The 14,535-nt window shown below is 64.4% G+C and carries 13 protein-coding genes; 3 read left to right on the forward strand and 10 right to left on the reverse strand.

What is annotated here, in order from left to right; translation table 11 throughout:
• A partial coding sequence (locus D9V28_RS16160) for a hypothetical protein (protein ID WP_220700505.1) occupies positions 1–313 on the forward strand: 313 nt, incomplete at its 5' end.
• Between the two features lie 103 nt (positions 314–416).
• On the opposite strand, the gene tyrS is transcribed toward D9V28_RS16160, so the two are convergent.
• Positions 417–1,712 carry a tyrosine--tRNA ligase gene (gene tyrS / locus D9V28_RS12740; protein ID WP_229728146.1) on the reverse strand — a complete coding sequence of 432 codons (1,296 nt, stop codon included), beginning with the start codon at positions 1,710–1,712 and terminating at the stop codon, positions 417–419.
• 130 nt (positions 1,713–1,842) lie between these two features.
• Between tyrS and D9V28_RS12745 the strand changes: the two genes are divergently transcribed.
• A complete protein-coding gene (locus D9V28_RS12745; RefSeq protein ID WP_121660147.1) occupies positions 1,843–2,472 on the forward strand; it encodes a DNA-binding protein in 630 nt (209 codons plus the stop codon).
• Positions 2,469–3,077, forward strand: coding sequence for a hypothetical protein (locus tag D9V28_RS12750; RefSeq protein WP_121660148.1), 609 nt, complete (start codon positions 2,469–2,471; stop codon positions 3,075–3,077). Before D9V28_RS12745 ends, D9V28_RS12750 begins: the two co-directional genes overlap by 4 nt.
• A 51-nt stretch (positions 3,078–3,128) precedes the next feature.
• On the opposite strand, the gene D9V28_RS12755 is transcribed toward D9V28_RS12750, so the two are convergent.
• The 9 genes from D9V28_RS12755 to D9V28_RS12795 form a co-directional block, all read right to left on the reverse strand.
• Positions 3,129–3,719 carry a DNA-3-methyladenine glycosylase gene (locus tag D9V28_RS12755; protein WP_121660149.1) on the reverse strand — a complete coding sequence of 197 codons (591 nt, stop codon included), beginning with the start codon at positions 3,717–3,719 and terminating at the stop codon, positions 3,129–3,131.
• A 2-nt stretch (positions 3,720–3,721) separates the two neighbouring features.
• On the reverse strand, positions 3,722–5,158 hold the full coding sequence (gene argH / locus D9V28_RS12760; protein WP_121660150.1) for an argininosuccinate lyase: 1,437 nt from the start codon (positions 5,156–5,158) through the stop codon (positions 3,722–3,724).
• 5 nt (positions 5,159–5,163) lie between these two features.
• Positions 5,164–6,363, reverse strand: coding sequence for an argininosuccinate synthase (locus D9V28_RS12765; protein ID WP_121660151.1), 1,200 nt, complete (start codon positions 6,361–6,363; stop codon positions 5,164–5,166).
• Between the two features lie 69 nt (positions 6,364–6,432).
• Complete coding sequence (gene argF / locus D9V28_RS12770) at positions 6,433–7,356, reverse strand: ornithine carbamoyltransferase (RefSeq protein WP_121660152.1); 924 nt, start codon at positions 7,354–7,356, stop codon at positions 6,433–6,435.
• Positions 7,353–8,594, reverse strand: coding sequence for an acetylornithine transaminase (locus tag D9V28_RS12775; RefSeq protein ID WP_121660153.1), 1,242 nt, complete (start codon positions 8,592–8,594; stop codon positions 7,353–7,355). Before D9V28_RS12775 ends, argF begins: the two co-directional genes overlap by 4 nt.
• Positions 8,591–9,514 (reverse strand): acetylglutamate kinase, encoded by a 924-nt coding sequence (gene argB / locus D9V28_RS12780; RefSeq protein WP_371870012.1) that lies wholly within the window; start codon positions 9,512–9,514, stop codon positions 8,591–8,593. The genes D9V28_RS12775 and argB overlap by 4 nt, the downstream gene beginning before the upstream one ends.
• Positions 9,515–9,516: 2 nt before the next feature.
• Positions 9,517–10,668 (reverse strand): bifunctional glutamate N-acetyltransferase/amino-acid acetyltransferase ArgJ, encoded by a 1,152-nt coding sequence (gene argJ / locus D9V28_RS12785; protein ID WP_121660155.1) that lies wholly within the window; start codon positions 10,666–10,668, stop codon positions 9,517–9,519.
• Positions 10,665–11,720: an N-acetyl-gamma-glutamyl-phosphate reductase gene (argC, locus tag D9V28_RS12790; RefSeq protein WP_121660156.1), complete on the reverse strand. Its 1,056-nt coding sequence runs from the start codon at positions 11,718–11,720 to the stop codon at positions 10,665–10,667. The genes argJ and argC overlap by 4 nt, the downstream gene beginning before the upstream one ends.
• Positions 11,721–11,953: 233 nt before the next feature.
• Complete coding sequence (locus D9V28_RS12795) at positions 11,954–14,476, reverse strand: DEAD/DEAH box helicase (RefSeq protein ID WP_121660157.1); 2,523 nt, start codon at positions 14,474–14,476, stop codon at positions 11,954–11,956.
• Positions 14,477–14,535: the final 59 nt, after the last annotated feature.

Raw genomic sequence — 14,535 nt, forward strand, 5'->3', positions numbered from 1 at the left:
CCCAACCAGAAAAGGCCGAGTCAACGGGTATTTGGCATTTGACATTGTGCACGCTGTTGAGTTCTCAAGGATCGGATGCTCCCGCTTTTCACCCCTCAGGGCTGCTCCGCAGGGCAACTTCTCTACCCTAGCACCAGTTATTCGCCAGCCTGACCACGCGATTTTGAACCGAAGTTCGAAACTCGTATCGAGCTGGACCCTGATGAAGGGCCATCTTCAGACGCTGACTAACCTGAAATCAGGTGCCTTCTGTCTGAAGAAGTTTGTTCCGCATGAGGCCGGCGAGCTAAGCTCAGCCGCACCTTTGGGGTGACGAGTAGTTACTCTACGTAGAGTCTGGCCGGCTCGCAAGTTGCTTCTGCAGGCCGGGCGTGTCGGCCCGGAATCCCGCCGCGGTCGACGGTTTCGGAGCGACGCTACTCGGTGAAGATTCCGGCCAGGGTCTTCTTACCTCGACGAAGCACAGCAACTCCCCCGGCCAACGTGTCATTCAGAACGGCTGCCTCATCGGTGACCTTGGCGTTGTTGAGGTAAACCCCGCCCTGGGCAATGGCCCGCCGGGCCTCGCCGATGCTCGAGGTGAGCTTGGTGTCGACAAGGAGCTGCGTGAGCGAAACTCCGAGCGGAGCTGTCACGTTTGGAAGCTCCGAAATCGCGGAAGCCAGCGTCGGTGCATCGAGGCCCGTCAATTCGCCCTGCCCGAAGAGAGCTGCGGACGCGGCGATCGCGGCATCCGTTGCTTCAATTCCGTGAACGAGAGACGTGACCTCGTAAGCGAGTCGCTTCTGAGCTTCGCGACGGAAAGGCTCGCTTGCGACAACCCCCTCAAGTCGTTCGATCTCTTCACGGGAAAGGAAGGTGAAGACCTTAAGCCGCGCGATGACGTCAGCGTCATCGGAGTTGACCCAGAACTGGTAGAACGCGTACGGGCTCGTCATCTCGGGATCGAGCCAGACAGCATTGCCCTCGCTCTTACCGAACTTCGTGCCATCGGAGTTGGTGATGAGCGGCGTGCCAATGGCGTGCGCGCTGTTTCCCTCGGCCTTGTGGATGAGGTCGGTTCCGCTCGTCAGGTTGCCCCACTGGTCGCTGCCTCCGGTCTGGAGTACACAGCCGTAGCTGCGGTAGAGCTCGAGGAAGTCCATCCCCTGCAGGATCTGGTAGCTGAACTCGGTGTAGCTGATACCGGCGTCAGAGTTGAGGCGCGCGCTGACAGCGTCCTTCTTGAGCATGGTTCCGACACGGAAGTACTTGCCGACGTCGCGGAGGAAGTCGATGGCGGAGAGCGGCGCCGTCCAGTCGAGGTTGTTCACCATGCGCGCAGCGTTGTCGCCCTCGAAGCTGAGGAAGCGAGAGACCTGGCCCTGCAGCCGTTCGACCCAATCGGCGACGGTCTCTCGTGTGTTGAGTGTGCGCTCCGCTGTTGGGCGCGGGTCACCGATGAGGCCCGTCGATCCGCCGACGAGGCCCAGCGGCTTGTGGCCGGCCAGCTGGATGCGGCGCATCAGCAACAGCTGAACCAGGTTTCCGAGGTGCAGGCTGGGGGCCGTCGGGTCGAAGCCGCAGTAGTAGGTGATCGGGTCACCCGCGAGCAGCTCTTTCAGTTCGCCCTGGTCTGTCGACACGTGCACGAGGCCGCGCCAGACGAGTTCCTCCCAGATGTCATCAAAGGTGGGGTCGTTCGCTTGGCTCGAAAGAAGTGACGTTGACACGACTGACAGGTTATCAGCGGCCACCGTCCGATCCGTGCCGCTGTGAGGCTCAGACCTCACTCTTGACATGGTTTAGGTTATTTCCTAATATCGAGCTAGTTCAGCTTGTGGACTAAACCGAAGGAGCGCCATGTTTGTCGTCACCGCTGACCAGGTCGGCAGCCGTCACAGCGCGGACAAGGTCGCAGAGACTCTCGTCGCGCTGAACTCTGAGCATGGTGCACAACTGTCGCTCCCCGCTGATCGGACGGCCGGAGACGAGTTGCAGCTCCTGGTCGATGATGCCGAGCTGGTTCTGACCCTCGTTCTCGAGCTCACGCGGAATGGCGACTGGAGCGTCGGCGTCGGGGTCGGTTCGGTCCGGGAACCTCTTCCCTCGGACACTCGGGAGGCGACGGGCGAGGCATTTTATGCAGCGCGGGATGCCGTCACTCGCGCGAAAAAGCAGGCCACCCGGTTTGCACTCACTCTGGCCGGGAATGAGGAAGAGCCTTCGCGGAGCATCCGTGGCACGGACGTTGAGTCGCTCGTCACTCTCCTGCTTCACCTCAGAGAACGTCGAACCGATGGAGGCTGGGAACTGTTCGACCTGCTCTCGACGGGACTGACCCAATCCGAGTCGGCCGACCGGCTCGGGATAACCGCTGGGGCCGCGAGCCTGCGCGCTCGGGCAGCGGGCATCCGTGTCGAACGGGCAGCGTCTGAGGCGCTTGTTAGGCTACTCGACACCATCAACGGAAGCGAGGAGGCCCAGGCGTGACACCAATCGTCGGCGCGATTCCCGTGACGCTTTACTGGGTCGCGGTTCTCCTGCTTGCTGTCGGTTGCCTGACGGTCATCGCGCTGGCGCACTGGCGACAGAAACCTCGCTGGATTCTTATCGCCGCCGGTCTGCTCGCTGCAAATCTCGGGCTGCTTGCGATTCCGTCGCCCGAGGTCTGGCTCGGAGTGCTTCTGGCGCTCGGGCTGCTTTCGCTCGCCATCGCCGTGCTTGGCGGCGGCATCGCCACCAGTTACGTCCTCAAACTCGCCACTCGCGGTTTGGTTCGCCCGGGACTGTTCGGCGGCATTCTGGTCACCGAGCCGGAGCGCAACCGGCAGGGTGTTGTGCGCACCAGTCCCGCGGCGCAGCACGAGGTCCTCCGAGGCGGACGAACGATCGGCTACCTCGAGCGATTCGCCGTCGCCGCCACACTCATGGCGGGGTTTCCCGAAGCCATCGCGATCATCGTGGCCATCAAGGGTGTCGGCCGGTTCACCGAGCTCGAAGCTCCCGAGGCTCGGGAGCGATTCATCATCGGCACCTTCGCGAGCCTGATCTGGGCGTCGTCGAGCGCTGGCCTGTTCTACTTTGCGCTGAGCTGAGTTTTTCACTGAGCTGGTATGTGCACCGAGGTGTCACACCCTGCCGCTTACTCAGGCTTTGGGATGCCTCTTGTACGGCGAGACGCTGGACTCCCCCGGAATCCAGAAGCGCCAGGGCAGATCGGCTCCCCCGGCAAGCCCGGTCCTTGGTCCGCTCAGGTGCTCGACCGGCGCCGCAGCGCGTTCGAGCGAAAACGGTGGAGCGAAAAGGTCACTGCCGTCGTCACTCAGGCTGATGCCGAGGGCGACGACGAGTCGCGCCGGCCCCTGGGCCAGGTCGCGGTCGGTCTTTGACGTCGTCCGGCGCCATCGGGCCAGCTCGATGCCCTCGACGATTTCACCGGCGCGGATCAGACAACCCGACGCAACTCCGTCGGGTGAGCAGACGATGTTGGCGCAGACGTGCATCCCGTAGGTGAAGTAGCAATACAGGTGCCCCGGCTCACCGAACATGCTCGCGTTCCGGGCGGTCTTACCCCGGAAGGCATGCGAACCCGGGTCAACGCCCTGGCCGATGTACGCCTCCACCTCGGTGATGCGCACCCCGACGGTGCCGTCCTCGGTCGTGTGACGGAGGACGGCACCGAGCAGGTCAGGCGCGACCTCGACGGCCGGCCGTTCAAAGAACGCGCGATCGAACACGGTTAGGCGCGAAGGGCCTGCGACAGCACTCGCACCCGTTCGGTCAGCTGGTTGCGCTGCTCAGCAACACGGTCAGGCGCAGTCCCGCCGACGCCGTTGCGCGACGCAATCGACCCTTCGACTGTGAGCACACCGCGAACGGCCGGCACCAGATGTGCCGAGATTCCGGCGAGCTCCTCGTCCGACGGTTCGTGGAGTTCGAGGCCGCGCTGTTCACAGAACTGCACCAGTTCGCCGGAAATTTCGTGAGCGTCTCGAAAACTGACGCCCTGGCGCACGAGCCACTCGGCAACATCCGTCGCCAAAGAGAAGCCCTGCGGGGCAAGCTCGGCCATCCGCTCGGTGTTGAATTTCAGCGTCGCAACCATTCCGGTAAAGGCTGGAAGCAGCACCTCGAGCGTTTCGACGGTGTCGAAGACGGGCTCCTTGTCTTCCTGCAGGTCGCGGTTGTACGCGAGCGGCAGGCCCTTCAAGGTGGCGAGCAGACCGGTCAGGTTGCCGATCAGGCGACCCGACTTGCCGCGAGCGAGCTCGGCGATGTCAGGGTTCTTTTTCTGCGGCATGATGCTCGAACCGGTCGAATAGCCGTCGTCGAGGGTGACGAAATCGAACTCACGCGTGTTCCAGAGAATGATCTCCTCCGAGAAACGCGACAGGTTGATGCCGATGAGCGAGGTCACGAACGCGAACTCGGCGACAACGTCGCGGCTGGCTGTCGCATCGATCGAGTTCTCGGTCGGACGGTCGAGGCCCAGTTCGGATGCCACAAGGTGCGGATCAAGGCCAAGCGAACTTCCCGCAAGCGCTCCAGACCCATACGGCGATGCCGACGCGCGCCGGGTCCAGTCGACGAGGCGCTCGAGGTCGCGAACCAGCGGCCAGGCGTGAGCGAGAAGGTGGTGTGCGAGCAGCACAGGCTGCGCGTGCTGCAGGTGGGTGCGTCCGGGCATCGGGGCGTCGCCGTGCGCCTCAGCCTGCGAGGCGATGGCGTCGATGAGCTGGACGACGAGGTGTCCGATAACGCGCGAGTGCTGCAGCAGGTACAGGCGCACGAGCGTCGCGATCTGGTCGTTCCTGCTGCGACCGGCGCGGAGCTTGCCGCCGAGCTCAGCACCGGCTCGTTCAATGAGGCCACGCTCGAGCGCGGAGTGCACGTCTTCGTCAGACTCCGCCGCGGTGAACGCGCCGGACTCGACGTCCTCCTCCAGACGGTCGAGTGCCTCAAGCATCGACGCCAGTTCGTTCTCGGAGAGGTAGCCGGCGGACTGCAGCGCGGTAGCGTGTGCCCGGGATCCGGCGATGTCGTAAGCGGCCAGCTGCCAGTCGAACTGCGTTGACTTGCTCAGGCGAGCCAGTTCGGGTGACGGCCCGCTGGCGAAGCGGCCGCCCCAGAGGGCACCCGCTTCACTCGCCCGGTTGGTGGAGTCGTCACCCGACATGGCGCTTACTCCTGGCCGGCGTCGCGACGGGCCGAGATCTTGCTCGGCAGCGACCACAGTTCGATGAAGCCCTTCGCCATCGACTGGTCGAACGTGTCCCCCGTGTCGTAGGTGGCGAGGTTGAAGTCGTAGAGGCTCGAGGAGCTCTTGCGACCGGTGACAACAGCCGAGCCGGCGTGCAGCTTGAGGCGGATGTCGCCCGAGACGTGCTTCTGGGTCTCGTCGATGAAAACGTCGAGCGCCTTCTTGAGGCCGGAGAACCAGAGTCCGTCGTAAACCAGCTCTGCCCACTTCGACTCGACGGTGCGCTTGTAGCGAGCCAGGTCGCGCTCGATAGTCATGTTCTCGAGCTCTTCGTGTGCGGTGATGAGCGCGATGCCTGCGGGAGACTCGTAGACCTCGCGGCTCTTGATGCCGATGAGACGGTCCTCGACGATGTCGATCCGGCCGACGCCCTGGTCGCCGGCGATGCGGTTCATGAGCTCGACGGCCTGGAGCGGCGTGATCGACTTTCCGTCGTAGGCAACCGGAACACCCTGGTCGAAGGTGATGACGACTTCGGTCGGTGCGCCTGCATCGGCCGGGTTCTTCGTGTAGGTGTAGAGGTCCTCGATCGGGGCGTTCCACGGGTCCTCGAGGAAGCCGGTCTCGACGGCGCGACCCCAGACGTTCTGGTCGATCGAGTACGGGCTCTTTTTCGACTGGGCGATCGGGAGGTTGTGCTGCTCGGCGTAGACGATCGCCTTGTCGCGGGTGAGCGCGAGGTCGCGGACCGGTGCGATGCTGGTCAGGTCGGGAGCGAGTGCGGCGACGGCTGCCTCGAAGCGGACCTGGTCGTTGCCCTTACCCGTGCAGCCGTGAGCGACGCTGTTCGCGCCGAGCTCCTTGGCGGTCGAAGCCAAGTACTTGGCGATGAGCGGGCGGCTGAGTGCGGAGACGAGCGGGTACCGCTTCTGGTACAGCGCGTTGGCCTTGAGGGCCGGCATGAGGTAGTCGCTGGCGAACTCTTCGCGTGCGTCGACAACAACGGACTCGACGGCGCCGCAGTCGAGGGCACGCTGGCGGATGACCTCCATGTCCTCGCCCTCTTGTCCGACGTCGATGGCGAGAGCCACGACCTCTTTGCCCGTGGCATCCTTCAACCATCCGATGCCTACTGAGGTGTCAAGTCCGCCCGAGTATGCGAGTACAACGCGTTCCGCCATTACGATCTTCTCCTTGTAATACGTGTGAAATCAGTTTAGTAAAGCTGTCGGCGCGAGAACGCCGGACAATCAGGCCCGTTCGAGCAGCCAGACGAGCAGCGCCTTCTGGGCGTGGAGGCGGTTCTCCGCCTCGTCCCAGATGATCGACTGTGGGCCATCGATGACGTCTGCCGTGACCTCGAAACCGCGGTCGGCCGGGAGGCAGTGCATGAACACCGCGTCCTCCTTCGCGAGCGCCATCATCTCGGCGTCGACCCGGTAGGGGCTGAGCACGGCGACGCGTGCTGCCTTTTCCTCTTCCTTGCCCATCGACACCCAGGTGTCGGTGATGAGGATGTCGGAGTCGGTTGCCGCTTCACGCGCGTTATCGAACAGGGCGATGGAGCCACCCGTTGATGCGGCGATACGCGTTGCGTCGGCCACAACGGCTGGGTCAGGCGTGAATCCCTCGGGTGAGGCGATGCGCACGTGCATTCCGGCGGTCGCACCGGCCAGCAGGTAGGAGTGGCCCATGTTGCAGCCGCCGTCACCGACGAAGGTGAGGGTGAGCCCAGCGAGGGTTCCCTTGTGCTCACGGATGGTGAGCAGGTCGGCGAGCAGCTGGCACGGGTGGAACTCGTCGCTCAACGCGTTGATGACGGGAACGGTTGTGTCCTTCGCCATCTCTTCGAGCCCGGCCTGGCCGAACGTGCGCCACACGATGGCGGCAACTTGGCGCTCAAGCACCCGCGCGGTGTCCGCTGCCGTTTCCTTGCCACCGAGCTGGCTCGATGCGGTCGAGATGATAAGCGGTGAACCACCGAGATCGGCGATGCCGACCGCGAAGGACACCCGGGTGCGCGTCGACGACTTGTCGAAGATGACGGCAACGGTCTGCGGTCCTTCGAGGGGACGACGCGAGAACCTGTCGCGCTTGAGCTCGATCGCGAGATCGAGGATCGCGGCCTGCTCGGCGGGGCTCAGGTCGTCGTCGCGGAGGAAGTGCCGGGTCATTTCGTGCCTGCAATCGTGGTTGTGGTGTCTGAGTCTGAGAATGTGTCGCTCGTCGCTGCGGCCACACGGGCAAGCGCTGCGCGGAATCGCCTGTCGAACTCGGCGAGTTCCGCATCGCCGACGATCAGCGGCGGGGCGAGCCGGATGGTCTCGGGGTTGGGCGCGTTGATGATGAGCCCTTCGTCGAGTGCGGCAGCCACGAGCGCAGGACCGATCGGCCGGGTGAGCTCGATCCCGAGGAGCAGCCCGCGTCCGCGCACGCCACCGAGCAGCGGAGAGCCGATGTGCGCAACCAGTTCGCGCAGCTGTTCCCCGCGGGCCCTGGCGTTCTCGAGCAGACCCGCCGCCTCAATCTCTGCGAGAACGGCGTTGGCTGCGGCGGTCGCCAGCGGATTGCCACTGAACGTCGACCCGTGCTGTCCCGGTGTGAAGAGATCGGATGCTGCGCCGAACGTCACGAGGGCGCCAATCGGCATGCCTCCCCCGATTCCCTTCGCCAGGGTGATGGCATCCGGAAGAATGCCCTCGTCCTGGAAGGCGAACCACGATCCTGTTCTGCCCGCTCCGGTCTGAATCTCATCAACGATGAGCAACGCTCCGTGTTCCGTTGCCAGGTCACGGGCACGCGCCAGGAAACCGGCAGGCAGCTCGCGCACTCCGGCTTCGCCCTGGATCGGTTCGACGATGATCGCCGCGACCGAGTCGTCGAATGCGGCCTCGAGCGCCTCAAGTGTGACGTCGATGTGAGTCACGCCAGCGACCATGGGCTCGAAGTGTTCGCGGATCGACGGCTTGCCCGTGAGCGCGAGCGCGCCCATTGTGCGACCGTGGAAGGAATTTTTGAGGGCCAGGATGCGCGTCCGGCGACCATCACCTGAGTTCAGGCGGGCGAGCTTGAACGCCGCTTCGTTCGCTTCAGCGCCGGAGTTCGCGAAGTACACCCGGCCGGCATCGCCGGCTCCAGCCAGCCGCTTGAGCCGCGCGGCGAGTTCGAGCTGCGGTGCCGTGACGAAGAAGTTCGACACGTGGATGAGGGTGGCCGCCTGGGTGGCGATCGCTTCAACGAGCGCCGGGTGTGCGTGCCCAAGCGCGTTGACCGCGATGCCGCCGAGAAAGTCGAGGTACTCCCGCCCGTCTTCATCCCACACAGTGCAGCCCGAGCCGTGGGTGAGCAACGCCTGCGGTTCACCGAAGACGCGCATCATGTCGTGCGCGGCGACGAGGTGCCAGTCCTTCATGAGTCCTCCCCCACAATCTGTGTTCCAATTCCCCGCTGGGTGAAGACCTCAAGCAGGATGGAGTGCTCGAGTCGACCATCGATGATGGCCGCGTTTCGAACGCCGCCGTCGACCGCCTCGAGGCAGGCCGTCATCTTCGGGATCATTCCCGATTCCAGCGAGGGAAGCAGGGCCCTCAGTTCGCGCGTGGTGATGACGGACACCAGCGATTCCCGGTCGGGCCAGTCGCTGTACAGTCCGGCCACGTCGGTGAGGATGAGGAACTTGTCTGCGTTGAGAGCGACGGCCAGGGCGGATGCCGCGGAGTCAGCGTTCACGTTTAGCACCGCACCTGGGGTGTCCCCGTCTGGCGCGATCGAAGAGACAACGGGGATGAGTCCGGCGTCGATCGCGTCGAGCACCACCTGCGGTGCAACCGAGACGACGTCACCGACGAGTCCGAGGTCGACCGCCTCTCCGTCCACGATCGCCCCGCGCCGTGCACCGGTGAACAGGGTGGACGCGCGGTTGTCGTCGGAAGCCGCTTCTCCGCTGAACCCGACAGCGAAATCGCCGTGCTCGTTGATCAGGTCAACCAGGTGCGCGTTGACGTTCGTGGTGAGCACGTCCTTGACGACGGCCATGGCCTCGGGCGTGGTGACGCGGTAACCGCCACGAAACTCGCTCTCGATCCCGAGCTCGGTCAGTCGAGCGGAGATCTGGGGGCCTCCGCCATGAACGACGACCGGCTTGAGCCCGGCGTGACGCAGGAACACCATATCTTCGGCGAACGCCCGTGTGAGCTCATCGCTGACCATGGCGTTGCCGCCGAACTTCACGACCGCGATCGCGCCGTGGTAGCGCTTCAGCCAGGGCAGGGCCTCGATGAGCACTGACGCTTTCGCGATGGCCTCGCTTGTGGCTGCTGTGTGTGACGTCATCATCAGCTTGAGTACGCGCTGTTCTCGTGTACGTAATCGTGCGTGAGGTCATTGGTCAGGATGGTGGCCGACTCGGTGCCTTCCTTGAGGTCGATCACAACGGACACCGCCCGTTCACTGAGGTCGACGTCTTCGCGCGGAGCGTCAGGGGCGCCGGCGTGGCACACCCGAACACCGTTCATGGTGACGTCGACGGCGTACGGGTCGAACGGTGCCTGGGTGGTTCCAATTGCGGCGAGCACCCGACCCCAGTTCGGATCGTTGCCGAACACCGCGGCTTTGAAGAGATTGTTGCGCGCAACCGAGCGACCCACCTCGACGGCGTCGTCTTCGGTCACGGCGCCGCGCACCTCAATGGTGATGTCGTGGCTCGCACCCTCGGCGTCCCCCTGCAGCTGGCGGGCGAGGTCGAGACAGATTTCACGGACGGCCGCCGTGAAGGTGTCTGCGTCCGGGGACACTCCCGATGCACCAGACGCCAGGAGCGAAACCTGGTCGTTGGTCGACATGCAGCCATCCGAGTCGAGTCGGTCGAAACTGACCCGGGTGGCCGCGCGCAGTGAGCGGTCGAGCTGGTCGCTGGCAAGGTCGGCGTCTGTGGTGAGCACGACCAGCATGGTGGCCAGTCCAGGCGCGAGCATTCCGGCACCCTTGGCCATTCCGCCGATCACCCAGCCGTCGCCTTCGAACACCGCCGTCTTCGGGTGGCTGTCCGTGGTCAGGATGGCCTCGGCCGCGTCGTCACCACCGTTGACGCTCAGCTCAGCGGCCGCTGTGGCGACCCCGGGGAGGAGTTTGTCGCGATCGAGTTGCTCACCGATCAGGCCGGTGGAGCAGACCAAGACGTCGCCCGCTGACACCTCAAGCGCTGCAGCGACGGCTTCAGCCGTTGCGTGTGTGGTCTGGAAGCCCTGCGGCCCGGTGAAGCAGTTGGCTCCCCCGGAGTTCAGCACGATGGCGCTGACCGTTCCATCATCGATGACCTGCTTCGACCAGAGGATCGGGTTGGCCTGTGCGCGATTGCTCGTGAACACGGCAGCCGATGAGTGGCGAGGGCCGCGGTTGACGACGAGGGCCAGGTCTTTGCCACCGGATGCCTTGAGTCCGATCGCGATTCCCGACGCTTCAAATCCCTGTGCTGCTGTGACGGTCATGGCGCTACTCCGTTCAGAGGAAGCCCTGTCGCTTCCTCGAGTCCCAGTGCGATGTTCGCTGACTGAATGGCGGCACCGGCGGTGCCCTTGGCGAGGTTGTCCACGGCGGTGACAACGACGACGCGACCGGCGGCCTCGTCGACGGCGAGTCCCATCAGCATGGTGTTCGCGCCGATCACGTCGGCGGTCCGGGGGAACTCGCCCTCCGGAAGGAGCTGAACGAATGTCTCGGAACCGTAGGCGTCCTGCCAGGCTGCGCGAATGGCATCCGTCGTCGTTCCAGGAACAATGCGGGCGGTGCTCGTTGCCAGGATGCCGCGCGACATCGGCACCAGAACCGGGGTGAACGAGATGCTCACGTCGGTCGCACCGGCCGTGCGGAGGCTCTGCGCGATCTCGGGGATGTGCCTGTGGGTTCCGCCGACCGCGTACGGGTTCGCTGAGCCGAGAATTTCGCTCGCGAGCAGATTGGTCTTGAGGGCTTTTCCGGCACCGGACGGGCCGACCGCGAGCACCGAGACGATGTCGGTTGCCTCGATCACACCGGCGAGGATGCCGGGAACCAGCGAGAGCGCCACCGTGCTGGCGTTGCAGCCGGGGGCTGCTATCCGCGTGGCGCCAACGAGGTTGTTCCGTTGTTTCACCGGCCCGGATGCGGTGGCAAGGGGAAGTTCAGGAACGCCGTACTGCCAGGCTCCGAAGTACTCGCCGCCGTAGAACTGTGCCCAGTCCGCCTCGCTGGTGAGCCGATGGTCGGCTCCACAGTCAACAACGAGGGTGTTCGCGGGCAGCTGGGCGGTGACCTCACCTGACTTGCCGTGCGGCAGGGCGAGGAAAACGACATCATGCCCGGCGAGATTCTCCGGTGTGGTGTCGGTCAGTGTCAGGTGCGCGAGGGAGCGCAGGTGCGGTTGCACGGATGCCAGGGGCTGGCCGGCATTGGAATGCGCGGTCACCGTGCGGATGTCGAAGTCGGGGTGGGCTGCGATCAGTCGCAACAACTCGCCCCCTGCGTATCCGGATGCTCCGGCTACAGCTACAGAGAAGGACATGGCTCTACCTTATTGAGGAAACGATGCGGGAAATGGTCGGCGGCGCCTCTCGGAACCGTGCCATGCACCGTTCGCCCAGCGTCGCCTATCGTCGCTCTGAAGTGGTACGGCGTCGACGGAGTGCGCTCGGGGCGAAGCCCTGGGCTGAAACACTGGTGTCGATGGTGGCCATGGGTCGACTCTAGCGCGCCCTCTGTGGCATCCGCCAATCGACATGACCGGGAACGACGCCGTCAGAGTGCGTCGACCCCGGTGACTGTGACGACAGCGAAGCCCTGCTCGTCCGACTCCGCCAGGTTGACCTGTGCGCTGATTCCCCAGTCGTGGTCGCCTGCCGGGTCATCGAGGATTTGCCGAGCGGTCCACACCGGGCCGCTCTCGTCGAGGATCAGCAGTTTCGAGCTGCGTGCGTCGGGACCCGTGAGGATCTGGTCGTGCGTCTCGAAGTAGGCGTCGAGCGAATCCGCCCAGCGGTCGGCGTCGAATCCGGATGCCGCATCCAGTTCACCGAGGGCGTCGTAGTTTTCGAGCGCGGCCAGTTGCACCCGCCGGAACAGTTCATTGCGCACGAGGATGCGGAACGCACGAACGTTGGAGCTGAGCCGCTGCGGGGCGGGTGGAACGATTTCGCCCGCGTGTTGCGCGTGCTTCTCCGGGTCGGGATGGATGAGCTCTTCCCACTCATCGAGGAGGCTCGAGTCGACCTGGCGCACGAGCTCACCGAGCCACTCGATCAGGTCGAGCAGGTCCTCGGTTTTCGCCTCGTCGGGGATCGTCTGGCGTGCGGCACGGTAGGCGTCTGAGAGGTAACGGAGAACGACACCCTCGCTGCGGGCGAGTTTGTAGAAGGCGATGAACTCACCGAACGACATGGCGCGTTCGTACATGTCGCGAACGACGGACTTGGGGCTGAGCTCGAAGTCCTTGATCCACGGCTGCGACGCACTGTAAGTCTCGAACGTCACGGTGAGCAGTTCCTCGAGCGGTTTCGGGTGGGTGACCTGCTCGAGCAGCTCCATCCGCTGGTCGTACTCGATTCCGTCGGACTTCATGGCGGCGACGGCCTCACCCCGAGCCAGGAACTGTTGCTGGCTGAGCACGGCGCGCGGGTCGTCGAGGGTGGCTTCCACGATCGAGATCATGTCGAGCGCGTAGCTCGGGTCTTCGGGGTCGAGAAGGTCGAATGCGGCGAGCGCGAACGGCGACAACGGCTGGTTGAGCGCGAAGTTCGGCTGCAGGTCGACGGTGAGCCGAATGGTCCCGTCCGGGGACTGTTCGACGATGCCGGACTCCCGGAGCGTGCGGTAGATGCCGAGGGCCCGACGAGCAAGTTCGAGTTGTCGTTTCCACGGTTCGTGGTTGTCGAAGACGAGGTCGTACACGTGGGAATAGACGTCTCCCCCGCGCCCGATCACGTTGATCAGCATGGCCGAGGTGATCTGCATGCTTGACGTGAGGGTCTCCGGCTCAGCCGCCACGATGCGCTGAAACGACGGCTCTCCCCAGGAGACGAATCCGTCCGGCGCCTTCTTGCGGATGATTTTGCGCTTCTTCTTCGGGTCGTCGCCGGCCTTCTTGATGGCGTTGAGGTTCTCGGTCTCGTGCTCGGGGGCCTGCACGACCACGGTTCCGGCCGTGTCGAATCCGGCACGTCCGGCGCGACCGGCGATCTGGTGGAACTCCCGCGCCTTGAGCTGGCGCATCTTCACACCGTCGTACTTGGTCAGAGCGGTGAACAACACAGTGCGAATCGGCACGTTGATTCCGACACCGAGGGTGTCTGTGCCGCAGATCACACGCAGCATGCCCTGCTGGGCGAGCTGCTCTACCAGCCGACGGTACTTCGGCAGCATGCCAGCGTGGTGCACCCCAATGCCGGCGCGAAGCAATCGGGAGAGGGTCTTACCGAAACTGGTCGTGAACCGGAAACCGCCGATCGCTTCAGCGATGGCATCCCGTTGCTCTCTTGTTGCCACCTTCATGCTTGACATCGACTGCGCACGTTCCATCGCGGCGGCCTGCGAGAAGTGCACAACATAGACCGGCGACTGGCCTGTGGTGAGCAGCTCTTCGACGGTCTCGTGGATCGGCGTGGTCTCGTAGTAGAAGTGCAGAGGAACGGGCCGCTCAACTCCGGTGACCAGTGCCGTTTCGCGGCCCGTGCGGCGCGAGAGGTCGTCGGCGAGCGCCGTCACATCGCCGAGCGTCGCAGAGAGCAGGATGAACTGCGCCCGAGGAAGCGACAGCAGCGGCACCTGCCAGGCCCAGCCGCGGTCGGGTTCGGCGTAAAAGTGGAACTCATCCATGACGACCTGGTCGACCTCGGTGTCCTCACCGTGCCGGAGGGCCAGGTTGGCGAGGATCTCCGCCGTGCAGCAGATGATCGGAGCATCGGCGTTCACTGACGAGTCCCCCGTCATCATGCCGACGTTCTCCGCGCCGAAGATCGCGACCAGGGAGAAGAACTTCTCACTCACCAGTGCCTTGATCGGTGCGGTGTAGAAGCTGCGTTTGCCCGCGACAAGCGCGGCGTAGTGCGCACCGACCGCCACGAGCGACTTCCCGGTCCCTGTGGGGGTGCTCAAGATGAGGTTCTGTCCGGAGACGATCTCAATGATCGCTTCGTCCTGTGCCGGATACAGACGGATGCCTGTGGCGGTTACCCAGTCGGTGAACGCCTCGTAGATGGCATCAGGCTCGATCGCCTCACCCGACGTGCTGGACAGGGCGTTCGGGTTCAGCAAAAGAGAAGTCATTGTGTTTCGATCATGCCTTACCGGGGACGGGCAGGCGTTGCCGAGCGTCAGAGCTCAGG

Source organism: Mycetocola zhadangensis (assembly GCF_003668565.1).
Taxonomy (GTDB): Bacteria; Actinomycetota; Actinomycetes; order Actinomycetales; family Microbacteriaceae; genus Mycetocola_A; species Mycetocola_A zhadangensis.

Excerpts from the sequence above, each read along its gene's own strand:
- D9V28_RS12745 (WP_121660147.1), top strand. The coding sequence starts at position 1,843 with ATGTTTGTCGTCACCGCTGACCAGGTCGGCAGCCGTCACAGCGCGGAC.
- argH (WP_121660150.1), bottom strand. The coding sequence starts at position 5,158 with ATGTCGGGTGACGACTCCACCAACCGGGCGAGTGAAGCGGGTGCCCTC.
- D9V28_RS12765 (WP_121660151.1), bottom strand. The coding sequence starts at position 6,363 with ATGGCGGAACGCGTTGTACTCGCATACTCGGGCGGACTTGACACCTCA.
- argF (WP_121660152.1), bottom strand. The coding sequence starts at position 7,356 with ATGACCCGGCACTTCCTCCGCGACGACGACCTGAGCCCCGCCGAGCAG.
- D9V28_RS12775 (WP_121660153.1), bottom strand. The coding sequence starts at position 8,594 with ATGAAGGACTGGCACCTCGTCGCCGCGCACGACATGATGCGCGTCTTC.
- argB (WP_371870012.1), bottom strand. The coding sequence starts at position 9,514 with ATGACGTCACACACAGCAGCCACAAGCGAGGCCATCGCGAAAGCGTCA.
- argJ (WP_121660155.1), bottom strand. The coding sequence starts at position 10,668 with ATGACCGTCACAGCAGCACAGGGATTTGAAGCGTCGGGAATCGCGATC.
- argC (WP_121660156.1), bottom strand. The coding sequence starts at position 11,720 with ATGTCCTTCTCTGTAGCTGTAGCCGGAGCATCCGGATACGCAGGGGGC.
- D9V28_RS12795 (WP_121660157.1), bottom strand. The coding sequence starts at position 14,476 with ATGACTTCTCTTTTGCTGAACCCGAACGCCCTGTCCAGCACGTCGGGT.